General features: G+C 40.0%; 21 protein-coding genes and 1 tRNA gene. 6 read left to right on the top strand and 16 right to left on the bottom strand.

The genetic code is table 11. The features are described 5' to 3' along the window. Positions 1-2 precede the first annotated feature (2 nt). Complete coding sequence (locus R2Q78_RS04535; RefSeq protein ID WP_316789284.1) at positions 3-239, bottom strand: hypothetical protein; 237 nt, start codon at positions 237-239, stop codon at positions 3-5. Positions 240-413: 174 nt separating this feature from the next. On the opposite strand from R2Q78_RS04535, the gene R2Q78_RS04540 reads away from it, so the two are divergent. Further along, positions 414-815: an OsmC family protein gene (locus R2Q78_RS04540; protein ID WP_316789285.1), complete on the top strand. Its 402-nt coding sequence runs from the start codon at positions 414-416 to the stop codon at positions 813-815. A 73-nt stretch (positions 816-888) separates the two neighbouring features. On the opposite strand, the gene R2Q78_RS04545 is transcribed toward R2Q78_RS04540, so the two are convergent. Then, the gene (locus R2Q78_RS04545) at positions 889-1,254 is read right to left on the bottom strand and encodes a PleD family two-component system response regulator (RefSeq protein WP_316789287.1); all 366 of its coding nucleotides are present in this window, start codon (positions 1,252-1,254) and stop codon (positions 889-891) included. A 147-nt stretch (positions 1,255-1,401) separates the two neighbouring features. On the opposite strand from R2Q78_RS04545, the gene R2Q78_RS04550 reads away from it, so the two are divergent. Continuing rightward, positions 1,402-2,772: an exonuclease domain-containing protein gene (locus tag R2Q78_RS04550; RefSeq protein ID WP_316789289.1), complete on the top strand. Its 1,371-nt coding sequence runs from the start codon at positions 1,402-1,404 to the stop codon at positions 2,770-2,772. Here the strand turns inward: R2Q78_RS04550 and R2Q78_RS04555 are convergent. Next, positions 2,769-3,239, bottom strand: a complete 471-nt coding sequence (locus R2Q78_RS04555) for a YciI family protein (RefSeq protein WP_316789291.1) — start codon at positions 3,237-3,239, stop codon at positions 2,769-2,771. The two genes, R2Q78_RS04550 and R2Q78_RS04555, sit on opposite strands and share 4 nt — an antisense overlap. A gap of 137 nt (positions 3,240-3,376) precedes the next feature. On the opposite strand from R2Q78_RS04555, the gene R2Q78_RS04560 reads away from it, so the two are divergent. Continuing rightward, a tRNA-Arg gene (locus R2Q78_RS04560) sits at positions 3,377-3,450 on the top strand. A 109-nt stretch (positions 3,451-3,559) separates the two neighbouring features. Here R2Q78_RS04560 and R2Q78_RS04565 read toward each other — a convergent pair. From R2Q78_RS04565 to R2Q78_RS04595, 7 genes are all read right to left on the bottom strand, one after another. After that, entirely contained in the window at positions 3,560-4,162 is a 603-nt protein-coding gene (locus R2Q78_RS04565; protein ID WP_316789294.1) for a hypothetical protein, read from the bottom strand. A gap of 169 nt (positions 4,163-4,331) precedes the next feature. After that, entirely contained in the window at positions 4,332-4,508 is a 177-nt protein-coding gene (locus R2Q78_RS04570) for a histone H1 (protein WP_316789296.1), read from the bottom strand. Between the two features lie 198 nt (positions 4,509-4,706). Continuing rightward, positions 4,707-5,522 carry an endonuclease/exonuclease/phosphatase family protein gene (locus R2Q78_RS04575; RefSeq protein WP_316789297.1) on the bottom strand — a complete coding sequence of 272 codons (816 nt, stop codon included), beginning with the start codon at positions 5,520-5,522 and terminating at the stop codon, positions 4,707-4,709. Between the two features lie 30 nt (positions 5,523-5,552). Further along, positions 5,553-6,641: a Gfo/Idh/MocA family oxidoreductase gene (locus R2Q78_RS04580; protein ID WP_316789298.1), complete on the bottom strand. Its 1,089-nt coding sequence runs from the start codon at positions 6,639-6,641 to the stop codon at positions 5,553-5,555. A 9-nt stretch (positions 6,642-6,650) separates the two neighbouring features. Then, the gene (locus R2Q78_RS04585; RefSeq protein WP_316789300.1) at positions 6,651-8,108 is read right to left on the bottom strand and encodes a Gfo/Idh/MocA family oxidoreductase; all 1,458 of its coding nucleotides are present in this window, start codon (positions 8,106-8,108) and stop codon (positions 6,651-6,653) included. Positions 8,109-8,121: 13 nt separating this feature from the next. After that, the gene (locus R2Q78_RS04590) at positions 8,122-11,535 is read right to left on the bottom strand and encodes a family 16 glycoside hydrolase (RefSeq protein WP_316789302.1); all 3,414 of its coding nucleotides are present in this window, start codon (positions 11,533-11,535) and stop codon (positions 8,122-8,124) included. A 37-nt stretch (positions 11,536-11,572) separates the two neighbouring features. Further along, positions 11,573-12,853 carry a Gfo/Idh/MocA family oxidoreductase gene (locus tag R2Q78_RS04595; protein WP_316789305.1) on the bottom strand — a complete coding sequence of 427 codons (1,281 nt, stop codon included), beginning with the start codon at positions 12,851-12,853 and terminating at the stop codon, positions 11,573-11,575. Positions 12,854-13,200: 347 nt separating this feature from the next. Between R2Q78_RS04595 and R2Q78_RS04600 the strand changes: the two genes are divergently transcribed. The 3 genes from R2Q78_RS04600 to R2Q78_RS04610 all read left to right on the top strand — a co-directional run bounded on the left by R2Q78_RS04600 (position 13,201) and on the right by R2Q78_RS04610 (position 15,648). Then, positions 13,201-14,355: an ROK family protein gene (locus tag R2Q78_RS04600; RefSeq protein WP_316789307.1), complete on the top strand. Its 1,155-nt coding sequence runs from the start codon at positions 13,201-13,203 to the stop codon at positions 14,353-14,355. 62 nt (positions 14,356-14,417) lie between these two features. Further along, entirely contained in the window at positions 14,418-15,347 is a 930-nt protein-coding gene (locus tag R2Q78_RS04605) for a J domain-containing protein (protein WP_316789308.1), read from the top strand. A 10-nt stretch (positions 15,348-15,357) separates the two neighbouring features. Next, complete coding sequence (locus R2Q78_RS04610) at positions 15,358-15,648, top strand: chaperone modulator CbpM (RefSeq protein ID WP_316789310.1); 291 nt, start codon at positions 15,358-15,360, stop codon at positions 15,646-15,648. On the opposite strand, the gene R2Q78_RS04615 is transcribed toward R2Q78_RS04610, so the two are convergent. From R2Q78_RS04615 to R2Q78_RS04640, 6 genes are all read right to left on the bottom strand, one after another. Then, on the bottom strand, positions 15,617-16,027 hold the full coding sequence (locus tag R2Q78_RS04615) for an AraC family transcriptional regulator (RefSeq protein ID WP_316789311.1): 411 nt from the start codon (positions 16,025-16,027) through the stop codon (positions 15,617-15,619). The genes R2Q78_RS04610 and R2Q78_RS04615 overlap by 32 nt on opposite strands. 85 nt (positions 16,028-16,112) lie before the next feature. Next, on the bottom strand, positions 16,113-16,856 hold the full coding sequence (locus R2Q78_RS04620; protein ID WP_316789313.1) for a hypothetical protein: 744 nt from the start codon (positions 16,854-16,856) through the stop codon (positions 16,113-16,115). Between the two features lie 11 nt (positions 16,857-16,867). Further along, the gene (locus tag R2Q78_RS04625) at positions 16,868-19,393 is read right to left on the bottom strand and encodes a metallophosphoesterase (RefSeq protein WP_316789316.1); all 2,526 of its coding nucleotides are present in this window, start codon (positions 19,391-19,393) and stop codon (positions 16,868-16,870) included. Between the two features lie 44 nt (positions 19,394-19,437). Beyond that, a complete protein-coding gene (locus R2Q78_RS04630) occupies positions 19,438-20,874 on the bottom strand; it encodes a RagB/SusD family nutrient uptake outer membrane protein (RefSeq protein ID WP_316789318.1) in 1,437 nt (478 codons plus the stop codon). A gap of 18 nt (positions 20,875-20,892) precedes the next feature. Next, positions 20,893-24,309 carry a SusC/RagA family TonB-linked outer membrane protein gene (locus R2Q78_RS04635; RefSeq protein ID WP_316789320.1) on the bottom strand — a complete coding sequence of 1,139 codons (3,417 nt, stop codon included), beginning with the start codon at positions 24,307-24,309 and terminating at the stop codon, positions 20,893-20,895. 126 nt (positions 24,310-24,435) lie between these two features. Continuing rightward, the gene (locus R2Q78_RS04640) at positions 24,436-25,698 is read right to left on the bottom strand and encodes a FecR family protein (protein ID WP_316789322.1); all 1,263 of its coding nucleotides are present in this window, start codon (positions 25,696-25,698) and stop codon (positions 24,436-24,438) included. Positions 25,699-25,721: the final 23 nt, after the last annotated feature.

Consider the following 25,721-nt stretch of genomic DNA (forward strand, 5'->3'; position numbering starts at 1 on the left):
GGTTAATTTTCCTTAGTTGTACTGAGCTTGCTGATAATTTGTTCGAGAATACCTGGCTCTACGCTAGTATGCCTCGAAAATCTCCAGGTTGAAGAGGAATCCAGCCAGACACAAAAAGAGTGGTATCCATCTAATATCACTGCATAAGTCTCATGAAAATCGTCTTGAATTTGCATACAGAACCCTTTTACAGGTTTTCCCTGTACGTCGAACTGGAAGTTGAGATAATTACTTAACATATTGATACCTGGTTAGTTATTGTGATAACAAATCACGATATAAAAAGTTTCAGCTGTTTTAAATAACTGATATATTATTGTTACCGATTCATTATTAAATCTCTCATTACAGCTTTAATCTTAAACAAAAATTCATCAAACGTTTATATATTGTAGCTATATAAAAAATCACTTATGTCGACAACTCAAATCACTGCAATCACAGAATTAGACCGCTCACACTATAAAACAAAAATTTATGCCGGAGGGCACTTTATTTACGCCGATGAACCAGAATCCATCGGTGGTTCTGATGAAGGTATGAATCCAGGTGCCTTGTTGCTGGCCAGTCTGGGGAGTTGCACAGCCATCACGATAAGAATGTACGCAGATCGCAAAGGTTATGCATTAGATGGCATTAAAATATCCCTGGCCATTTGTGATGAAAAAGACATGAATAAGGAAACAGTAATTACGAGAAAAATTGAATTGCTGGGTGCTATCAGTTCAGAAGAACATGAACGCCTGATGCAAATTGCAGATAAGTGCCCTATTCACAAAATTCTCACTAACCCAATAAAGATAGAAACTACTTAACAGTCTGAATATAGACGGAAGTCTTTTTATCTGATATTTAGTACTATAGCATACACTAATTAGTACAGTTTAGCTAAGCGGCAAACTGTGCTTTCACCTTTTTTACAAGGCTATCGATATCAAAAGGTTTTGAAAGAAAGTCATTTGGTGAACCAGGAAGTTTCAGAAGACTCTGCAAATTATGACTCGCAGAAATCATTAATACCGGGATATTTTTAAACAAAACATGTTCTTTAATCGCCCTGCAAATATCCCTTCCATCCATCCCTCCTAACATTACATCCAACAAAATCAAATCAGGTCTTAATGAAGAAATTACGTTCAATACGTTTTTACCATTTGTTAATGTAGAAACTTCATAGCCTTCATCTTCCAATATAATCTTGATAATATCCACTATGTCATTATCATCATCCACTGCTAATATTTTCCTAGGCATCTCGTTATGTATTTATTCAATATATGCGATTTGCATGCCAATACATTTAGGACGCAGATTACATTCTTAAAAATCATTACAGTTTATGTGTATATTTTACTAACTTTATTAGCATATTTACAGAATAATTTTTCAAAATACAGATTCATGTTGTACGCAGTAGTAGATATAGAAACGACCGGTGGCTTTGCTTCAGGAAATAAAATTACTGAGATCTCCATTTTGGTTCATGATGGTGAATCTGTGATCCAGACTTTTGAAACATTAATTAATCCTGAACAGGAAATTCCAGCTTATATTGAGGCCCTCACAGGAATTAGTGACGATATGGTATCCAGCTCTCCTACTTTTGGTCAGGTGGCTACTGAAGTGTATGATTTATTGCATGATAAAATATTTGTTGCGCACAATGTAAATTTTGACTTCTCCTTTATCAGGCATGAGCTGTCGCAATGTGGATATGAACTACAATGCAAAAAATTATGTACAGTCAGGTTAAGCAGGAAATTATTACCCGGCCATGCTTCGTACAGCCTTGGCAAATTATGCGGTGCCTTAAACATTAAAATAAACAACAGGCACCGTGCAGGTGGTGATGCTGCCGCCACGGCTATTTTGTTGAAGATCTTATTAAAATCAGATGAAGAGGGGCTGATTGCTAAATCTTTAAGTAAAGGCTCAAAAGATCAAGCCTTACCTCCCAACCTCCCAAAATCTGAGGTAGAAAAACTGCCTTTAAGTCCAGGTGTTTACTATTTTAAGGATCAAAAAGGGAAAGTCGTGTACATAGGTAAGGCAAAATCCCTAAAGAAAAGGGTCTGCTCGCATTTCACAGGGAATAATACCAGTAAGCAGCGTCAGAATTTCCTAAAGGATATTTTCAGTATCGACTTTGAAATTTGCGGGACCGAGCTGATGGCGTTTATTTTAGAAGCAGCAGAAATTAAACGGTTCTGGCCGGAAAACAACCGTGCTTTAAAACGTTATCAGCAAAAATATGCCTTATATGCTTTTGAGAATCAAAAAGGCTATATCAGGTTAGGCATTGATAAGTATAAAACTCATCCCCAGCCTCTCTATAGCTTTGACACCATTCTTGAAGGACACAATCTATTAAAATTGCTCATAAAGGAACATTTATTATGCGAAAAGCTTTGTTTCATTCAGAAAAACAGAACTTCATGCACTGCTCATGCTGAAGGTGGTTGTGCTGGTGCATGTTTAGGAAAAGAGTCGGCAGCATCTTACAATGTCAGGGTTAAGTATGCGATGCAGCATTTGAAGTCTATGCTCCCTTCTTTTGCGTTGGTCGACAAAGGACGGACAGAAGATGAGCAAAGTTGTCTTTTAGTTGAAGAGGGCAAATTTTATGGTATGGGGTATATATCTCAATCGACAGACGTTAGTAGCACTGAGGACTTAAAATCAGCTTTGACGCCATATCCTTCCAACGATTACATCCTCCACATCATTTTATCTCATACGACACAGTTTCCCCAAAAGAGAATAGCGATTTAATGGCTTTGTTTTTCTATTTTACTATGGATTTTTAGCGTTTCTTTCAATGCAGCGGAACCATACCATGGGAAATACTCTGCAGTCATCATTTTACTTTTAATTACCGGGTCTGTATCCACAAGTTTTTTAGCCTCTTCTATTTGCTCAAGGTCGAAAATAAAAATTCCTCTATAGCTCATTTCATTTTTACCCAATGGTCCGGCCACAATTAACTTTCCTTCGGCGGCCAGCTTGTTGATATTATCCATATGACCTTTGAAGATGCTATCTTGTGTAGTTTTGGAGATTGTACCCGGGCTACCTGTTTTAAGAATAACAAGCACGTATTTTTTCATTCCATAGTCATCCGCCTTAAGTTCTTTCGCTAATTTTTCATCGTAATTCTTATTAACTACCTGTGCTTTTGTTAATATTGGAAACCCTGTCAAGCAGGCAATCATCACTATCAAGATCTGTATTCTTTTCATTTTTAACAGTTTAACTTACAATTTAAAATTAAGGATTTTGAGGTCTAAAATCAGCAAAAAAGCTTCAAATAAAATTCTCAAATAAGATTTGCGCTTATACGCACTAATTTATATCTTTGGCGCTCCGAAAGGGAAATGCCTCGGTAGCTCAGTTGGATAGAGCAACGGTTTTCTAAACCGTGGGTCAGGGGTTCGAATCCCTTCCGGGGTACTGCAAAAGCTTCCAGTGAAAACTGGAAGCTTTTTTGTTTCATAAACATTTAAACAACAAAGGCGACACTAGAAATGTCGCCTTTGTTGTTTAAATTCTATTGATAAGATTATTCAGCTTCTCTCTTTACATAAGTCTTATTTCCGTTCTTATTGATATAATATTTACCACCGCGCGGACCAGTATAAATAACTTCACCTGCAGGGCCTTTCATCGCTCTGTCTACAGTTGGTTTGTAATCCTTATTAACCGCCTCTACTTGTTTCTTAACAGTCTTCACTTCTTTAGTTGCCGCCGCAGAAGCTGGCGCTGTAGTTTTTTTGACCGACTCTGTTACCTTTTCTCTACTATTTGCAAAGCGTTTATCAGGTGTACCATCCTTCTTAAGTTTTACTTCTTCTTTAACAGACGTATATCTTTTATCAGGTGTACCGTCTTTTTTCAATTTTACTGTCGAAGTAGTTACTTCTTTTGCAGTAGTCTTCGCTTTTGCCGCATCCTTTTTAGCCTTGGCAGCTACCTCTTTTTTAGCATCATCAGCCTTTTTTGCAGCTGCTGAAGTTTCTTTTTTTGCATCTGCCTTAGCTTTGGCTGTTTCTTTTTTAGCCTTAGTTGTCGCTGGCTTTTTTGCTGCAGCAGTTTCTACTGTTTGAGCCATACTTAAGTTTAAGCAAAGACTAAAGATGGCAATGAGTGAAAGTAATTTTTTCATGGTCTTAATTTTTTAATAGCTCTTTTTCAAATACTATTCCAGTATCTTATACAATTTAAGCTATTCCAAACAACTTAGCAAGCCGGTTCCTAAATGCATAAAATGAATGGCCATAAAACAAGAAAGGCCGGCAATAATTTGCCGGCCTTTCTATATAACTCAAATAATACTATTTAGCATTTTTTTTCTCTGTAACCTCAGAACGGATCTCCTGAGCCAGACCTTTCAAATCTTGCATTGCTTTACGTACTCTTGTACCAGCTGCACCATTACCTGAATTATAAAATTTGTCTGCATCAGCTTCAACGCCTGCGATTAGTTCTTTCAATTTTGAGAATTTTTCCATGTTTTTCTTCGTTAAGATTTAAAATTTATTAGATATAACGGTCTAAAGTTAGTAAATATTGGATTTGCTCCAAATGAATATGAAACAATCTAACGGCATTTTTTCCACATCCAGACGTCAATGTTAACAAACACCACAGATTTTCAGATATTTGATGAAAAATGCCGCTATTAAATAAATCTAAACCGTCAATGTTTATTACTTCGCTTTTAGCTCCAATACTGCCGCTACAGGCAAATGATCCGATGGTTCAGGCGCCACTATTACCTCATGCCCTTTTACTACCAAAGGATGCTTTGTTGCATAGCCAATGAAATCTATGCTTCTTGATGGTTTATCAGCCGGTATTGTAGGCTGGCAAGTCTGACAAGTCCTGGTAAAAGCAAGATCCATTTCTTTAATTACTTCACTTTCAGGATAAGCATTAAAATCACCTGTAATCACGAAAGGCAGTACTTCCTTTTGTGCGATGGCATTAATCTCCTTAATCTGCGCCATTCTGTTTGCCGGGTCTCTTTCTGCATCAAGGTGAGTATTACCAAAACGGATCGCCCTTCCTGATGGAAGCAACAATTTTGCAGTGATCAGTACCCTGGGTTCTCCTTTAATTTCAGGCAGCGAAGTAAGGTGATAAACCTGGGTTTCACTAACCGGATATTTTGAAAGCAATGCAACACCATACTCTCCTCCATCATGATCTATAGCCTTACCAAAAAAGAAGTGCATTCCTGTCTTCTTTGCCAGTTCCTGGGCCTGATTGATATCTTTCCCGGATCGACCTGTCTTTACATCTATTTCCTGCAAGCCAACTATGTCGGGCTTAACTGAGTTTATTACCGCAGCAATTGCATCAATATCTATCACGCCGGCTTTGGCAGGTGGATTACAATGGTGCACGTTATACGACATCACTTTCAATACATCGGCTTTCTTACCTGCTGATTTTTTCTGTGCAAAGCAGGAAAACAGAACTGAAGTGCATAAGATCAGAATAATGGATAATTGTTTTTTCATCGTGTGTTTTATTTTTAATTGATAAAGATATTAATCCAGCAGCACAACTACTGCACCTGTTTTCACTGATTCATCACATGCAAAAGCGATCTTCAGGCTATTAACAGCATCTTCCGTAGGATTGCTCAGATCTATGTCTTCCATAATCGCTTTTAAGAAAAATCGCTGTTCACGATTGCATAATTCCTGGTGATCAGGCTCATCTGTCAGATCTATCCAGTCATCAGGCCTGATAAATTCATCATGCTGATCCAGACCGGCATGATGAACTTTTATAGATTCTGTTTTGGTATGTGCATCTATATTATCCGAATTGCCTTCCGCTGCCGCTTTTTTAGCGACAATGGAAACAGCGCCTTTAGGTCCGAATACATCCTTTATAAAAAATGCATTATCACTAACCATAGGCCCCCAGCCTGCTTCATACCAGCCCACCGATCCATCTTCAAATCGGATCTGCAATTGCCCGTAATTATAGTTCCATTCCGGAATATCATCCGTTAATCTGGCCCCTATCGCATTTACCTGTACGGGTTTAGAACGGGTCATCTGACACATCACATCAATATAATGCACAGCACAGTCTACAATAGGGCTCAAACTTTTCATCAGGTTACGGTGTACTGTCCATTTGGGACCATGGCTTTGCTGGTTCAGGTTCATGCGCATCACCAAAGGTTTACCCATTTCATGTGAAAGTTCGATAAACTTTTCCCATGAGGGATGATAGCGCAGGATATAACCCACCAATAGCTTTTTCCCGGCCTTAACAGCCGCATCTGCTACGCGCTGAGCACCTTCAACAGTATCAGCCAGCGGTTTTTCAATAAATACATGACATCCGTTTTCAAAGGCTTTCACTGCGAAATCCTCATGTGTATCCGGATAAGTTGAGATGCACACCGCATCTGGCTTAGTTGCCGACAGGGCTTCATCATAATCACTGAACAGAGGATATCCTCCGCCCAGCTTTTCATTTAAAACTACCTTACTATTACCTGTGGAAACAAGCCCGCAAATATCGAAACCTTCCAATGTATGATAAGCCGTGGCATGGGATGCTCCCATATTGCCACAGCCCACTACTAGGACCTTCAGGTTTTTATTTTCTAAAGACATATTTTCAGATTAAACACCGAGGCTCCAACCCTGGCGGTATTCCCGTTTCACAAATTGGTTTACTTCATCAAAATTGGTTACACGCAGGTTTTGCTTATCCCAAAGTAATTTCATATCTCGTCCCGGATAGCTCACTCCCTTTCCATCTGCATTTGGCCGCTGCACATCTATTCCGCGAATAGCAAGATTAGCGATCAATAATGTTTCTGTAAGGGGGCCAGCTATTTCAAACGGCGAACTCAGCTCTATTTTACCGTAACCTGCGATAGCTGCCTCGGCCCATTGTGTATAATGCCCCTCGACATCTCCAGGTACCCTGGGCGCTTTAGGCTTAGTACGGTCCGAAGCATTTTTAGTCAGCGGAAGCAACCTTGGGTTAGCACCATAGGTATCGCAGAGCATCTTTCCTTTCGTACCAATAAATAAGGTTCCATTATCACCAAACGGTTCATTTGGAAGTAATTCCTCAGGACGTTCAGGTTTAATACCCCCATCCATCCAGTGCATTTGAAGATTGCCTTTGGTTTTATTGGTTTTTTCAAAAGTCATGATCACATGGCTGGAAGGCGGACAACTTTCCGGGAAATACCCTCTTTTAAATTCATCCACATACACACTTCCCACACTGCATTCCACGCTAACCGGTGTATCCAGTCCAAGAATTCTGAAAGGAGGTTCTACCAGGTGGCATCCCATATCTCCGATTGCCCCTGTTCCATAATCCCACCATCCTCTCCAGTTGAAAGGAACCAGTTTATCTACATAAGGTCTGTAAGGCGCGCTGCCCAGCCAAAGGTCCCAATCCAGTTCGGGCGGGATATTTCCTCCTGTTGCAGGCCACTGTATACCCTGAGGCCATACAGGTCTGTCGGTCCAGCAATACACAGTATGCACCTTTCCAATCAGTCCGGCATCCAGCCAATCCTGCAGCTTCCTTACTCCTTCTCCTGAAGCTCCCTGGTTACCCATCTGGGTTACTACCTTATATTTCTTTGCTGCTTCAGTCAATGCCCTTGCCTCGTAGATATCGTGCGTCAGTGGCTTTTGCACATATACGTGTTTGCCCAACTGCATAGCAGCCATAGCCTGCATGGCATGGTTGTGATCAGGAGTGGAAATTACTACTGCATCAATATTTTTAGCATCCTTGTCCAGCATCTCACGGTAATCCCTGTAATATTTCGCTTTTGGGAACCGCTTTACAGAGTTTGCTGCCCTCCTGTCGTCCACATCGCATAAGAATGCAATGTCTGATTTACCTCCGCTAAACACACCAGTCAGATCACTTTCACCTTTACCTCCTACACCAATGCCCGCAACTTGTAGCCTGTCACTAGGTGCTAAAAATCCCTTACCTCCCAAAACATGACGAGGCACGATCATAAATCCTGCTGCAGCAAGCGCAGTGGTCTTTATAAAATTCCTTCTCGAATTACTTTTAGCTGAATCCTTTACTTCTTCAGTCATAACCTATCGCTATCTATTTCTTACTTAAATCTTTAATCCTGATATTTTTGAACTGCACTGGCGAACCATGTCCTAAGAAGCCAATATGGCCGCTTTCTCTAAGCAATCCTGGATGTGGTTTGCCATCTACAGCGCCCTTCTTTCTTGCCTCAGTAATATCAGCATCCAGAATAACAGTCCCGTTCAGGATAACTTTTATTTTAGGTCCTTTTACAATTACTTCTTCATAATTCCATTCACCGACAGGTTTCAAAAATCCTCTTTTCGCAGGAACCGTACCATAGATAGAGCCATGATACTGATACACATGCAGGTCTTTATAAATCGGCGCATCGTTATCCAGGATTTGTAATTCCATTCCCTCATAAGCTGCGTCTCCCTCAAAAGGCGCCCTGATTCCAAGGCCGTTATTGGCACCTGGGGTCAACTGAAATTCAAAGCGGAAGATGAAATCACTAAACTCATCTTTAGTAAAAAGATTGCCTCCTGAACCTTTTCCTGGCTTAGGTCTGATCGCAATATTTCCATCTTCAATCACGTAGTCTGTTGTATTCCCAGTCCAGCTGTGCATGTTGGTCCCATCAAAAAGAACTTTATATCCGTCTTTTTTCTCCTGAGCGCTCAATTCAAAAGGCTTTGGACGAGGAATCTCCCTGATGAAAATATCTCTGTAAGCTACAGGTGATCCATGTGCCTGCAACTCAATTTGCTCTTCTGCAAAGATTGGCAGGTTTTTATCCCAGTAATTTTCAAGGATTACATTGTCAGTTACCAGTTTTCCATTCAGGTAAACAGTAACGCGGTCACCTTTCATTAAAATTCTGAAAGTATTCCACTCATCCAGTTTATTATCTGCAACAAGCAAAGGCTTACTTGGATTTACCCTGTTGTTATACAAACCACCAGAACCTACCTGCGCACCTACATTGGTACGTGCAAGATCCCAGATTTGTACCTGAGGTGTTCCGCGCAAATAAATACCCGCATCTCCCTCTCCTTTTTTGTCATCGATGATCTTCCAGTCTACCAACATTTCAAAATCGCCATATTTCTTTACGGTAGCAAGGTTGTCACCATGGCTTTGAAACTGAAGTTCTCCATTTACAACCTTCCAGCTATCCTTTGCCTGAGCGTCTGCTTTAGCCTGAGCAGCGGCCAGTGTAGCAGCATCCATTTTCGAGCGTTTGATTGGATCGCCCACAAGACCTTTCCAGCCCGTAAGGTCAGTACCATTAAACACCTTCACGAAACCTTCCTCAGCACCCATCTCAGAAATGTATTTTTTCATTCCTTCTTTCTGGTAGCCACTATCCGGTCCTGTTATTACTGCAATGGTTTTATTTAGCAAATCCCTAACAAGCGTACCATTGTATTTTCCAGCCATAGCGATGTTCATCACTGCATTGGCAGCCGCTTGCTGCAAACCTGATTCATCAAGGTATTTACCTGCAAAAACAATAGCATTAAAGCTCTTGGCCTGTTCTGTCAATTTTAGAATTTGTTGTTTCTGCGTGGTAGTTTTAGCTACATCCATCGCATTGCGAAGCAACAATAATTTTTGTTCGGCAGTAGCAGAAGAAGCACTGATCAAACGAAGATAACCTTGCAGCGCCTGTTCCAGGTAAGCTGCGTCAGTTGTTTGTCTTGCTATTTTAATCAGTTCCTCAGCTGAACCCGCATCTGCCCAGGCAGACAAAGCATCCAGGGCAGCTTTCTTTGAAGCTTCATTCTGAGAATTGAAAGCAGCAGAAACAGCAGCAAGCGATTTTGCGCCACCCAAACTACCTAATATTTTGTAAAACAATATTTTTTTATCTTCAGGAGCAGCAGCCATTTGAGTCAGGACAGCATCTACCTGCTGATCTGTTTTTTGACCACTGTTTAGCGCAGCAATCACCGCATCCTGCACTTTAGTCAGTTCAGCAGGATCTTTAGTTTCGTTCAGCAAGGTATAAAGCTGGGTCAGGTTATCGCTGCCTGCAGTTTTGCTAAGCGCTGTAAACGCAGCAGCTCTTACTTCCGCATTTTTGTTGTTCAACAAGCTGAAGATAGTTGCCGACTGTGCAGTCGCCGCACGTGCAGCCAATACATTGATCAGGGCTACCTGTACCTCTGGTTTTGCCTTAGGTATATAAGCTGCAATCTTAGAAGTTATCCCTTCTCCTTTCATCCTCAATATTGCCTCCGAATAAGCAGTCAAATCTGCTGCATCAGCTTTGCTTGTCGCTTTAAGGAAATCTGGCAATGCTGCTTCCTGCCCTATTTTGGCGGCAGCAGCAATAGCAGCATGTCTCACCGCAAGATCTTTGTGTTTTAATAATTTAATGATAGCAGGCAAAGCAGCTTGCGACTTGCTTTCGCCAAGTGTATGCAGAATGGCAACCTGAGTAGCTGCATCAGCTTTAGCTATTTTCTTCACCCAAGCTGCAGCATTATCGTTAGTAATGCCTGGTTGTGCAAATCCTAATGCAGCAGCCTTATACTCAAAATTGCTGTCATCCATTGCGGCAAGCAGGTATTCCTGACCATTTCCTGATTCAGCCAATAACTTAAGCGCAGCAATGCGGACATCAACCTGTGTATCATCTTTTACATTATCCAACAACTGCTTCGCAATTTTAGCTGTCAATGTTTTATCAGTAGCCAATGACTTTTGGGCAAACAATAAGTAGGCCGCCACAGCATTGGTCTGCTCATATTTATAGCCTGCTGCTTCTGCAGCCTTTGCTAAAACAGGTTCCGCTGAAGGATCAGCTAAATGCGCCAGAGAAAACAGGGCAACCTTAGAAAGTTCCGCAGTGCTCGCACCAGATATCAGTTGTTTAATCGCTACTGCAGCCTCTTTAGAACGGGTATGTCCCAAAGCCTCCACTACAGAACGGAGTGCCGACTCGGGAGTACCTCCAGACAAAGCAGCTATCAAAGCAGCCGTTGCAGCAGGTGTATTGATTTTCACCAACGACCTCGATGCAGGATCAGCAAGATCCGCATCTTTTAAAAATGCAGAAATGCATGCCACAGAAGCATCATTACCTACCAATTCAAACTGACTGATTATAAACGACTTATTTTGTTTATCACTCAATTTCGGCAATGCTTTGCAATATGCATCTGCAGCCATTTTGCGCAGGCTCTCTTGTCCTGGCTGACTTGCATATCCGGAAAATCCGCTCACGGCATATTCAATTAAATTATTATTCCCCTTACCCTGAGGACCCAATCCGCTGATCAGGGTTACATAGCCGTCCACCCCAAGATTGGAAATGTCCTGCATATTACTCTTCAGTTGTTTTGCATCGCCTGACGGCAATTGTGCCAGAAGATCGGCTATGCGTGTAGTCACAGTACGCTGATCTGTATTTTGTGCAAACGCTACATCATGTAGCATTACTATTGCAAGCAGCACAAATAATATTCTCTTCATCATTATTATATATGGTAATTGATTCTTCTTAAGTTTTTTATTAGATAGTATAAGGTGCACGCATCACCGGATTGATCAGTTTGTTTGCTCCTTCATCGTCTATAAACTCCTGTTTCACAGGATCAAATTTGAGTGAGCGGCCCAATCTCAATGCAACCAGTCCGATATTAACAATATTACATGAGCGGTGTCCATTTTCTTCATTCAAAGCAAATTTCTGTCTTGTTTTTACCGACTCAGTAAAACTCGTGATTTGTGGTTCCGGATCAGGGAAAGCAGCTAGTTTACGTTGTAAATCCGGGATGTCTGATTTAAAACCAGGATAAAGTTTCCCTTTTGGTCCTTCTATATAAGGCACATTGGTATCCTTACCTTCTCCGTCCAAAATGATCTGACAACCATCTGCATAAGTATAAGTAATACGTCTCCAGGTACCTACTGCATCGCTATGTTGCTGAGGAGCATCAATTTCTACTGAAACAGGACTATCATTGTCCTTACCCAGGAAATATTGTATCGGATCTATGTAATGCTGACCCATATCAGCCAATCCGCCACCATCATAATCCCAGTATCCGCGGAATGTCTGGTGCACCCTGTGCTTGCTATATGGCTTAAACGGCGCAGGCCCCAACCATCTTTCGTAATCAAGTTCTGCAGGAACAGGTTCTACAGGAAGATTTTCTTTACCTACCCAATAGAACTTCCAGTCATAACCAGTATGTTTACCCACTGTAACCTTTAGCGGCCAACCCAACAATCCACTGTCAACCAGCTTCTTGATCGGTTTCACAGTAGTACCCATTCCATAAAAAGTATCTTTAAATCTAAACCAGGTATTCAACCTGAACATTCTGCCATGTTGCTGTACAGCCTCCATCACGCGCTTACCCTCACCTATGGTGTGGGTCATTGGCTTTTCACACCAAACATCCTTACCAGCGTTTGCCGCATCTACCGACATAATTCCGTGCCAGTGTGGCGGTGTTGCAATGTGTACAATATCTACCTCTGGCAACTTAATTAGCTCACGGTAGTCAGAAAAGGTCTTCACTCCTTTATCCAATGAAGGAAGCACCTGTGCAATGTGTCTTTTATCCACATCGCAGATTGCAACAACCTGGGTACCCTCATATTCAAAATGGCCGCGTCCCATTGAACCAACGCCAATTACAGCTTTGGTCAGTTTATCGCTGGGAGCAATAAATCCTTGTCCGCCAAGAACGTATCTCGGCACAATGGTAAATGCAGCCAATCCTATGGCACTCTTTTTAATAAAATCTCTTCTTGGATTAGTTGGTTGGGGTTCTGTAGGTTTCATTTTGTCTGTTTGTGTTGTAGAAAAACTTATAATAAAGGTGGTTACTATTACGGTTTATATTTAAAGTTAACACTCTGCGGGAGAATTATCCCGGTAATGCTTAATATACGCAACATAAAATTCAATATTTGGATAGCTAATATTAGCGAGAAATCATCAAAAAGACAAAACATTACCTATTTATTTATGTATTAAAAAAACTTATATAATATTTTAACATAAGTTATATATATTAGCTAAACAGAGTAATTAAAGCTATGAATCTTCGTCTATTAAATGACATAACAAAATCTTCAGGTAGTAAACAGACGTTACAGAAATACCAACTCATTAAACATCTTTTTAATATGGGTCCTTCTTCCGTCTCCAGCTTATGTGACATCATGAATATGAGTACGCCTAGCATTTTGAAACTGATCAATGGCTTAACAGACGAAGACTGGGTAGAAAAGAAGGGCTATGGTATCTCTATGGGCGGTAGAAAACCTGACCTATATGGACTGAAGGATAAAAGAATTCTAATCATCTGCATTGACATTGAATTATTTCATACCAAAATAGCCATTATAGACAACAACTATAATTTTGTGTTTGAGCCGAAGACAGTTGCTCTGCCTATCTCAAAAAGCAGGTCAGACTTCTTCAATATCTTAAATACCCATCTTCAGGACATCCTGAAGTCAGTAAATATAACTACCGACCAGCTGATCGGCTGCAGCATAGGCATGCCCGGCTTGATTGATGCTAAAAAAGGCGAGAATTACAGTTACTTCCTCAGTGATGTAGAGAACATTTCTTTAACCGCAGCATTCGAAAACATGTTAAAACTACCTGTTGTGATCCAAAATGACGTAAACGGATCATCAATGGCAGAATTTACGCATGGAATGGCGAAGGGCAAACAAAATGCCTTGATATTGTTAATGGATTGGGGTGTCGGGCTGGGAATTATAATGGATGGAAAATTAAGACAGGGCACCTGCGGCTTTTCGGGAGAACTGGGACATATTCCCTTCGTGGAAAATGGCGCATTGTGCTATTGTGGTAAACACGGCTGTCTGGAAACGATTGCTTCGGGAAATGCTTTATCAGAAATGGCAAAGGAAGGCATCTTATCTGGCAAAAATTCAATGCTTAACGACCTCACGAATGAAGAGTTGGAAAGAATTGAACCTGCTGTGATCATCAAAGCGGCAAATAAGGGCGACCAATACGCCATCCAGTTATTGTCTAATATCGGAACCTATATGGGGAAAGGAATAGCGGTACTGATTCAGCTGTTTAACCCCGAACTCATCATTTTGAGTGGAAAAATTGCGGAGGCAAAGCAATACATCACCTTACCCATGCAACAGGCCATCAATACCTATTGCATGACCCAGATCAGAGACAAAACTACAATTGCTTCTTCCGAACTTGGCGAAAACTCAAGGCTCTTGGGCTACGCTACCACGGGGATCGATCATTTCCTCAATAATTACATTCAAAAAGCAAAAAAATAACCAGTATATACCATTTGCCATCTTTTTTGTACTTTCATTTGTTGTAGTTAAAAAAGGCACACATGGCATTTATAGATTATTACAAAACCCTGGGACTGGATAAAAAGGCCTCTCAGGATGACGTCAAAAAAGCTTACCGAAAACTTGCCCGCAAGTATCATCCAGACCTCAATCCCAATGATCAGGAGGCCAACAAGATGTTCCAGCAAATCAATGAAGCAAATGAAGTGCTCAGCGATGCTGAAAAACGCAAGAAATATGATGAGTATGGCGAGCATTGGAAAAATGCCGACCAATATGCTGAAGCAAGAAAAAACCAGGGACAGCAACAGTATGGCGGAAACCCGTATGCAGGTTCTGCCGGTGCATCTGGTGGTTTCAATCCAAATGATTTTGAAGGTTTTGGCAGTAGTGGTTTTTCAGATTTCTTTGAATCAATGTTTGGTGGGGCTGGCAGGTCTTCAGGAAGCAGCAGCAGGAAATATAAGGGACAGGATTATCAAGCCGAACTGGCGCTGAGTCTGCAAGATGCTTACACAACGCATAAACAAACCCTTACTGTAAACGGGAAGAACATACGCATCACCATACCTGCGGGGATAGCCGATGGGCAGGTGATCAAATTAAACGGGCAAGGAAGTCCGGGAGCTAATGGTGGTCCTGCGGGTGATCTTTACATCACGTTTAACATTAAGGAAGACCCTAAATTCAAACGGCTGAACAACGACCTTTACAGCAATCATGAAATAGACCTTTTTACAGCTGTTTTAGGTGGGGAAGTTACGGTAGATACATTCGATAGCAAGGTAAAATTGAAAATTGCTCCGGGAACTCAAAATGGTACAAAAGTGCGGTTGAAAGGCAAAGGTTTCCCTGTCTACAAAAAGGATGGAGAATTTGGCAATCTTTTCATCACCTATTCTATTAAGATTCCGACCAATTTAACCCCTGAACAGGAGAACTTATTTAAAGAATTACAGCAACTGAGTTAATCAACGAATCATGGAAACACAACTGATTACCATTACAGAATACTGTGTCAATTATAATATTGAACCCTCATTTATCATCTCGCTTGAAGACCAGGGAATCATTACGCTTGAGCTTGTAGACACTGAAAAATACATTAGTGTTGCGCAGTTAAAAGAAATGGAGCGGTATATACATCTTCATTATGACCTGGAGATAAATATTGAAGGAATAGATGCCATCAGACATTTATTGGATAAAGTAGACCACATGCAGAAAGAAATAACTGAGCTCAGATCGAGACTAAGGCTTCATGCACCATGATCCTTTTCCAGTTCCTTGGGCTCATACCTTCATTTTTGCTAAAACACCTGCTAAACCACGTAGGATCACTAAATCCAAGTTCATAACTGATTTGTTTGATGTTTAGCCTACTATACCTCAACAACTTTATAGCCTCTTGATGAATCCTTTCACAGATCAGCCTGTGGACTGATTTACTCAGATAAAATTTAGTTAAACCAGTCAATAGTTCCAGATTCAGACCCATCCGCTCACTATAAAACTTCGGGTCATGCTCCTCCCTAAAGCATCGTTCCAGCAATTCCAAAAATCCCATCACCACCTTCATGTCCGGTGGAATATACCCGCCCTCACTAAAAAACTCAATATTCTTTATTTCTGACAATTTTAAATTTAGCATAACGATACAATCTAGATGGAAAAAGCACGGCTGGCCCAAAAGACCAGCACATGCTTTCGTTACTAACTAACCCTAAATTATTCTCTCAATAGTGACTCACCGGGAACACGCCAAAAGCGTTCGCTCCTGTGCCGCCAACTAATCCTTTTATCACGAGTGTTACATTTTTAAATCTGGCCTGGGCTACTGTTGCCGTAGTGTAGGGCGATACTGCCGTCGCTGGCAAAGTACAACTAGCCAATAGAACACCCGTAGTAGCATCTTTTACCTGGAAAGCAATACCTGTTTTTACAACATTTGCATCAGCATTGTAAGTTTTAAACTCTGTGTTCTGCTTGTAAGATAGGTTTGCCGTTTCGTTTACTGTAGGTGTAGCCACAAGGTTCACACTAATAGCAGGGCTATTCGGAGACAGGTTGATGAACCTAATGCCTACAACTTCGTTTGTATAATTTGGCAAATTCTCATCAGAGAGGTAAACACCTTCGTAACTACCCGCTTGCCCACAAAGGAACAACGTATTTAAGCCCGCTTCTTTAAACTCAGCAGTTCCACCGTACAAAGTTTTGGTAGTATCAACAGAATTTACAGCTACCACATTCTTGCTACCAACAAATACCCCGAAGTGCTTAAAATTCGCGAAATTGACCACATCAGCAGCTACAATGGCACTCCAATTTATTCTCTTATCTGAAGCATAAGCTTTGCTCCCGGCCACATCAATAGCCACATTCACCACCGTTATGGAAGCCAAAGCAGGCTTGCTTTCTTCTTTTTTACAAGACTGGATCACCAGCCCTACAATTAATATCATTAATATCTTTTTCATGTTATTTCTAGTTATTTCTCCTCATCCTTAAATAACAACACCCTTTGCCCTTCAGCATTTACTCGGTAAAAATTAGCCCCTTCAATTAACAAAGCCTCACTTATTCCTTTTGCATGCTTGGTGTCTGTATTAATTATCCTACCATCATAATGCACACTAATGGTATCAGACACAATGGTATGCCCCGTAACTATTCTCTTTGCATTAAACCTATTCAAAGATTCATTCAATTCAGTATCGGTTGTCTTTCCAGGCTGTCCCAGAGGTGTATAATAACCTCTGTACCAAAATGGAGAAGTTTTGCTGCCAAATATTGTACTAATTATGGCATCACTATCTTTAGAGGCTTTAGCTTGCTGATCGTAAAATGAGCGGGCTGCTTCATTTATTTTAGCAAGCGAAATATTTACCTTGCTAAACTCACTGCTTATGCCCCCATGCACAAATACAAGATCTCCAACTTTTTCAATAATATTTTTAGAACGTAGCCATTTTCCAAGCTCACTGTTTTCTCCGTACAATTCCTGATACGCAATATTTAATAATTTTGAATTTTTTAAATATTTCGGTTCAACATATCTGGTGTCTCCACTAAGGTTCATTATTTCGTGATTTCCTAAAATGAAGTGTACATAGCCACCGGCTTTGCGTGCTTTTTCTTCGAGGGAATAAATCAGCCACAGACATTCTGTAACCTGATTACCACGATCAAACATATCCCCAGCAAAAACCAAATGGCCAGCACTAAAAATCCAATTAAACTTTTCATCTATTATGTTAGCCTTCTGAAGTAATTTTCTAAAAGAATCGAAATTGCCTTCTATATCAGATAACACAAATAACTTCTCAGGCTTTAAAAATTCGCTGGGTTCTATACTGATTTTATTTTTTAAAGCTACCGGAAACGTTATATTTTCCTTATCTGTCGCTACTACCAGCCTAACCGATTTCCTATTATTCCATTCTTCAGATGACACTGATGAATTATTAATTATATGAGAAGTAATGTTTTTAAGATTGTTCCTTACGTAAGGGCCATCCTTAAGCAAAGCCAATTGATGGTCTATTTGGTCTGATAAATATTTGCCTTTATCTAATACGGGGTTGGGGAATGGATACCTGACTATTTTTCCCGATACATCTAACAAAAAAATAGTGGGAAAATCTTCAATTCTATAGCCTTTAAAAATAGATTGTTCCTGTGCATTGTCATCTACAAAAAGATGAGTGGAATTTGGAATGTTGTTTTTCTTGGCTGTTATTGCCTGAATCCATTGTTCCCTATTAGTCGAATTAGAAATGCTTATAATTGAAAACCGATTATGCAGATCAAACTTTTTAAGTACGCTCGTTATTGAACTAGAAAATTCTTTACATAACGGACAGCCAACCTTCCAGAAAAATAATAGCGCAGGCTTTCCTTTTAGTCGATCTAAAGTAAATTCATTACCCTTTTCATCCTTCAACGCAAAATAAGGTGCTTTTATTCCAGTTGCAAGCCCCCTTTTCATCTCTCTTTCCTCGAATTCTTTTAGATAAGCCTTGTATTCAGGAAACCCGGGAGATTCATAATACTCACCAAGTAATTTTTCAAATAAAGGATTCATACGCAATCCTCTTATTCCTTTATCCGCCAGCTGATAAACCAAAGCCCTTTCTTGTTGCCGGCCAATAAAAATCTGTTTGATTTTTATATGCGCTAGTTCAAAAAAGTGAAACCTGGCCTGTGGGTCACCGACTAGAATAGCTCTGAAACTACTATCTCTATTTACCTCAATGGCAGAAAAGATATACATAAATGCATCAGTTTTGCCTGTGGCTTCCTCAGTCTGTAACCAGATATTGTCCTGATTTCTGATTAAAGAATCATAAATTGAAATTAAACCTTCATTTGGTAAATTAAATTCCTTTCGCTTTGTATAAATCATCAAAAAACCATTACAACGATCGGCCTCTGATTTTTCTAAGTAAGTAGATTTTATAAAGTTAAATGCATAAATAGAGATCTTTGATTTATATCTATTCAAAACATCATTAACTACCACGTTGCGCTGATCGCAATATGTATTCCATTTATAAAAATCAAGAAGTGAATTAATACTGTACCAACGAATAGGTGGCTTTTTGATTTGGTTAAGTCGTTTTTCTATTTCGCTGTAAAGGTTTAACTTCTCAGCGCCGATACCTGAGTAATTAATTTCTCCTTTTTTAAATGTAACATAAATGCTGTCTCCGGGTTCAACCAGATTGCCAATTATAGTGTCAATTACACTGGCACTATGAAATATAAAAGGGCCTATCGATTCAATATACCATTTTACAGAATGATTTGTCCTAACAGGGAAAGCTGACTTTGTAACATCAAGTATAAACTCAGCATCACTCCATTTTAACTTTTTTTCAGGAATTTGATTTTCTTCACTAGCAGAGATTTCAATTATTGTTCTTTTTATAGTTTGGAGTTTTTGTTGTTGTCCATCAACAGGCTGATAGCTAAATAACAGCAATAAGTATACTACTGAAACTATGTATTTCATTTTTTTACTTTTAAGAATATAAAACCTTAGTAATTTCGTACTTTTTAGTAGCCTGGATTTTGTTCCATACCTGCCAATTGTACATCCTTCAAGGGGATTGGAGCAATAGCCATATTGCTTGGATAAGGCAACTCTGTATATTGTACATTCAAAGGATTAGTTCTTATTACTCCCTTTTTCCATCTCAACAAATCAAACATACGATGCCCTTCAAAGGCGAGTTCTTTCCTTCTTTCCTTGTAGATTGCCTCCAACAGTACATTTCCGCTCGCAGTCGTCCCGATAGCAGTAGCATCGGCTCTTTTCCTGATAGCATCTAAATAAAATCTGGCGCTATCCGTATTATTTAGCTGGGCGTAGGATTCGGCAGCAATAAGGTACATTTCTGATGATCTCAAAATAGTTGGATAATAAGAAACCGAGGGAATGGTAATTTTGCTATTGGCACTTTGGGGAAATTTAGTGACTGTCCAATCATTGCCAACTTTTGTAACCCATGAAGCTCTTAAATCTGTTGCACTCTCATTTAATAAGGACACCATATCCGCCGATGGCCTGTAAAGCACATTTGTTCTCAAGTAAAATGATGCAAACAAGATTGGGCTCCGCTCGTTTTGAGGAATTTGAAAAATGGCTTCTGTCTCTTGTAGGGTAAACAGTTTTGACGGATAGTTTACCGTCATCAGAGGCATTACTTCTGCGACCATTCTGGCGTATTTTCTCGCATTTGAATAGTCTCCTTTTGCAAGCAATACTCTAGATAACAAACCGGCGGCAGCATATTTATTAACGAATAACGTACTTCCTTTTATTGGCGGCATTAGCAAAATTGCAGCATTTAAATCCTTAATGATATAATCATAAACTTCTTTAACTGTGCTGCGTTGTTTTGGTAATACTCGCCAATCATCAGATATCTGAATCGCTACACCTAAATGTGAAGCATCAGCAGTGTATGAATAGGGCTGTGCGAAAAAATTAAGCAAATATGAATAGGATAGTGCACGAAGTGTTAAAGCCTGTCCTCTGATTAAATCTGCTTTCTCGGCATTCTCAGATCTGAATTTTATCGACGATTCAATAGAAAAATTTAAGCTTGCTATAACTCCATACAAAGAATAAGAAAGATGATTCATATTGCTAAAAGAAGATGTTTTATCATCTGCGTTTTGCTGCCAATTGTAATGGGTTAAATATTGGACCTGTTCAACGGAAAATCCAGCACTGGGGTTAATATTATCAGCTACAATGTCAGCATACAATGCCGAAGGACTTCCCAATTGGGTTGATAATGTATAATAAATACCGTTCAAAAACTCCTGGTTCGTCTGAAGATCTTTTACATAATCTTGCTTAATGATAGTGCTTGCTACCGGCACATTCAAAAAATCTTTACCGCAGGAAACGATGAACAAACAAATTGTTACAATAAAGCAAATTGCGGTATATCTTGTTGTTATCACTATATATCTTTTTTTCATTGGTCTTTTATTTACGTTTTAAAAATTGGCCTGCAAGCCTAAACTAAATGTTCGTTGATTAGGATACGGGCTTCCAATCCCTCCGGTTACATTTGCATTATCTGGATCCTGATCGGAAGCCTTTGTCCAAATGGCTAAATTATCTCCCTGAACATAGACCTTTAATTGTCTCAATTTTATTTTATCAAGTATTGGATGCTGAAAAGTATACGCCAAAGAGACATTACTTAGCTTGAGGTAATCTGCATCAAATAAATAGCGGGTTGATATAAGGTTTCCGCTATCTGTATTATTTAACATCCTTCTGGGGTTGTTAGATACATCACCTGGTTTTTTCCAATAATTAAATGCGCTAAGAGATTGATTAATGTAAGGTATAGATCCATCATTGGCCAATGTTCTCAATTTATCGTTTAGGAAAGAGCTTCCATACTGGTAATAAAATTGGGCGGTTAGTTGTAAGCCTCTGTAAGACAAATTATTTGTTAAGCCTCCATATCCGTCTGGTTGAGGTTTGCCAACAAAAGATCTTCTGGCGAGACTACTATTGCTTGTCGGCAAGCCATTTATTCCTATCCATTGGGGTTTACCATCTTGTGGATTGGCACCTGCCCACTCCCGAAGATAAAATGAGTTCATATTTCTACCTACTTCATTTGCCAGGGTTCCGGAAGTTAGGGTAATTAACGGTACATAAGCTTTCGTCAATATATTTTTATTGATACTCCAGGTCACTCCCATATTCCAGCGAAAGGCTGATAGTTTTATTACATCGCCGGAAATTGAAACTTCAAGGCCTTTATTATTGACATCGCCTATATTTTCGCTTACGTAACTAAATCCACTTATGGAGGGTAAATTGATAGTATATATTAAGTTATTTGTCTTTTTAATATACATATCCAGTGTTAAGCTAATACGGTCATTAAATAGTCTTGCATCTAATCCCGCATCGTAAGAAAAAGTCTTTTCCCATTTTACATCTCTATTTCCTGGTGAAGGAGTGGCTACTACCGCAGTTCTTCCATCGTAAGAACCTTGTACCAATATGTCAAATTTTGTTGACGGATTAACGGCCTCTGAGTTTCCGGCTTCCCCAACACTTCCCCTTAATTTTAGGTAGTTAAGAAGGTTATTCTTTCTTAAAAAGGCTTCCTCTGTGACTACCCACCCAGTTCCAACCGACCAATAATTGCCCCACCGTTCTCTATCTCCAAACCTGGAAGATCCATCCCAACGAACACTCGAGGATAAAAAGTATCTATTTTTAAATCCATAGTTCAACTGCCCAAACCAGGAAAGCAAGGTTTGTTTAGTTTTAGATCCGTAAAGAGATGAAACACTGTAACCAGGGCTTGTTAATTGGTCGTAAATTGAAAGTGCCGTTGTATCACCTCTTGCTTCTCCAGATAATACTTTACTAGTAACGATTTGTGCCTCGTGACCAATTAGTCCTCCGATATAATGATTGGAATTTTTGAGTAGCTTAAAGTCGAGAATATTATTTGTTATCAAAGTGGCCCTTTGGGTATTTCCCTCTTTAATTACACCTACACCAGAGGTGCCTTGTCTAAATCTCGGATCTATTTTCTCTTTAACTCCTGCGAACATAAAATCCACGCCAAGACTTGAGCGAAGTGTGAAATATTTTAAAAACCTTGCCTCACCATAAATTTTACTCAGCCCCCTATATGATGTGTTTCTGGCAATATCATATTCGAGTTTAGCAACAGGATTAGGAAAAGCCGTAGCCGGTGCCCCCCATTTGTAGGTTAATATATATTTGCCATCTTTATCTTTTATAGGAATCAGTGGCGATACGGTGGGCACGAGCCCGAACGTACTTTCGCCCTCATTCAGGTCTGATACATTTTGAACGCTATAGGATAAAAAAGTGTTTGTTCCTAAAGTCAACCACTGTAATGGCTTATTTTCTAAATTCATCCTGAAAGATTTTCTATCAAAATCTGTATTCCTTACAATTCCGTTCTGTTTTGTATTTTCAAAATTCAGGTAATAATTGCCTTTTTCAGATCCGCCGGATAGTGAGATTTCGTTTGAGTAAGTCTTTGCCCCATTTCTAAAAATAGCATTCTTCCAATCTGGTGCTGGATAAAAGCTGCTGTCAGTACCTGAAACTATGTATGGGAATTTTTTAAGCAAATCGCTTTTAACACTTGCATCTGTCCATGTCGAACTTGTGGCTTTATAGGTTTCAAATAAAAGCTGCAGATACTGTTCACTGGTTGGGACTGAACTAAACAACCTCTGTGGAACATCAGAAAGATCCGTTTGCGAGCGAAAGCTAAAGGTTTGTTTCCCCTGTTTTCCTTTTTTAGTGGTTACCAAAATCACCCCATTACTGGCCTTTGATCCATATAAAGCGATTGCCGCTGCATCTTTAAGAACAGAAATTGTTTCTATATCCGAAGGATTCAATTGTGCAATTGGATTAGTTACAGGTGTTCCGGATACAGTCATGCTCAGTTGAAAATTATCCTGAGTTACAGGTATTCCATCAATCACGATTAGCGGATTTCTAACTGTTGAGCCAGATTGCGGGTCTCCTCCACTTGATATCCCCCTTAATATAATACTGCTCATACCTCCGCCTGGTTGACCTGTGCCTTTTGTAATCTGTAGTCCCGGCACTAATCCTTGCAAACTCTTGTCAAAACTCCTGTTCGGTAGGTTCTCAATCTGCTCACCTTTCACTACTGTAACCGCCCCCGTCAAAGCTTGTTGCGTGGTCTTGCCATAAGCAACAACGACCTCTTCCAGTTCCTTTGAGGCAATTTCCAATTGTATCTCTTCAAACTTATTCTTTGCCGAAAGTTCCTTAACCTTATACCCAACCATCCTAAACTCAATCACCGCATCATCATCAACACCAGACAAATAAAACTTTCCCGCATTATCCGTAAAAGTCGCCTTATTCGTCCCCTTCACCCTCACCGTAACTCCGGCTAGCGGCAGCCCTTTCTCATCGAATACCAAACCAGAGACATCAATAGCAGAAAATAGATCCCTCGCTGCGCTCTGGATGACAGAAACAGTTCTATCCAGAAAGGAAGGCGTTTTCTCTTTAACGACCACAGTATGTTCCTTAATTACATATTCCAAAGGCTGGCCTTCAAATAATTGATCCAGTGTTTTCAAAATATCATTGTTCCTGACCGTAATACTGATTGGTTTAGATTTAGACAAAATTTCCAGGGTATATAGCATATTGTATCCTGTTTGCTGTTTTATTTCCAGCAGGGCCTTTTCAAGAGATGCATTGTGCATATTTATGCTCACCCTTTGACCAAAGGTGGCTGCACTGACCTGTACTAAGGCAACGGTAATAAGAAGTATAGCAACCTTCATAATCCGATAGATTTGTATGGGCACATGAAAGCTTTTCCATAGCCTGAATACGTTATAAAAATTCATACATTTGTTTTGTTTGGTTCGATTTATTACTTGATTTCGCAATTGATTTTTAATGATGGCCAAACATCCTCCGGGAGTGTTAGCGCATTCCCGGTATTGTTTTACCTCATTTCTTTCTTTGTAGATTTAATTCCTGATCACAACCCTCCTTCCTTCTATTTTAAAGTGAACAGCCCCGGTTGTTTCCAGCATTTCCAGAACACTGGATATATTTTTAAATCTTGAAATGGTTCCTACGAAAGTCTGGCTCTTAAAACCTTGGGCGTATTCCACATCCACATCATACCAGCGTGACACCTTTCGCATCACACTTTTGATGTCCTCATTGTAAAATACGAACAGACCGTTTTTCCATGCTACCGCATCCTCAGGGTTTACTTGTTGAACTTTGATACCGGTATTATTATTTAGGACCGATTGCTGGTTTGGTTTAAGGATGATAGTCTGCGTATTCGCCTTTCCATTCCGGGATCCTGAAATAAATTCAGGATGACGTGGAGCGTTAGAGGAATGACGACCGTCTATAGCAACGCGAACTGATCCCTCCAGCAAAGTAGTCTTTACACTGCCCTCGTCCGCGTAAGCATTCACATTAAAGTGCGTTCCAAGAACCGACAGTTCCTGTCCCGCACTCCTAACCATAAATTTATGTTTTTTGTCTTTTGCTACTTCGAAATACCCTTCCCCAGTTAGCTCCACAATTCTTTCACTTCCAGTAAACTTCGATGGGAATTTTATAGATGAAGCCGCATTTAGCCAGACTTTTGTACCGTCAGGTAAGGTAAATTCGTAGGTTTGGCCTTTGGTTGTTTTTGCCGTCATCTCGAGGACTTTGTCATTCCGAGTTTCGAGGAATCTAGATCCTTCGCTATCGCTCTGGATGACAAGGGTGTTATCATCATACTTCAAATCGGCAGAGCCGATCACTACTCCACTCTTCATGTCGCTCAGTTGGATGACTTTGCCATTGGCCAGTGTGATGGTCGCACCGTTTTTACCAGGCGCTATATCGTTAGCATAGTTCAAGAGATCTCTCCTATCGTCGAGATGACGAGTAGCGGAGTAAAACCAAAGCCCCACTCCAATCACGAGTAAAATTGCTGCTGCTACTGAAACGCGATACCAAAGCCTATAATTTCGTTTCGGAGCTAATGTCATTTCCTCTCCTTCCAACACTTCTTCCTTAATCTTTTCCAAAGTCAATTCCCAGGCGGGGTCATATGCAACAAACGAAGTTTCAGCCAGCTCCGAATCTAACAGACGAAGTATTTCAGGATCGTGTTTATTTGCTCCGATCAACTGAAAAAGAAGTTCCGTCTCCTCAGCAGAAGCTTTGCCTTTTACATACTTTGCAAATAGTACTTGAATGGATGATGGATCTGTTTGCATTTTCCTTGTTTAGTAGATAAGTA

Origin of the sequence: Pedobacter frigoris, assembly GCF_032678645.1 — a bacterium.
In the GTDB taxonomy this organism is placed as follows: domain Bacteria; phylum Bacteroidota; class Bacteroidia; order Sphingobacteriales; family Sphingobacteriaceae; genus Pedobacter; species Pedobacter frigoris_A.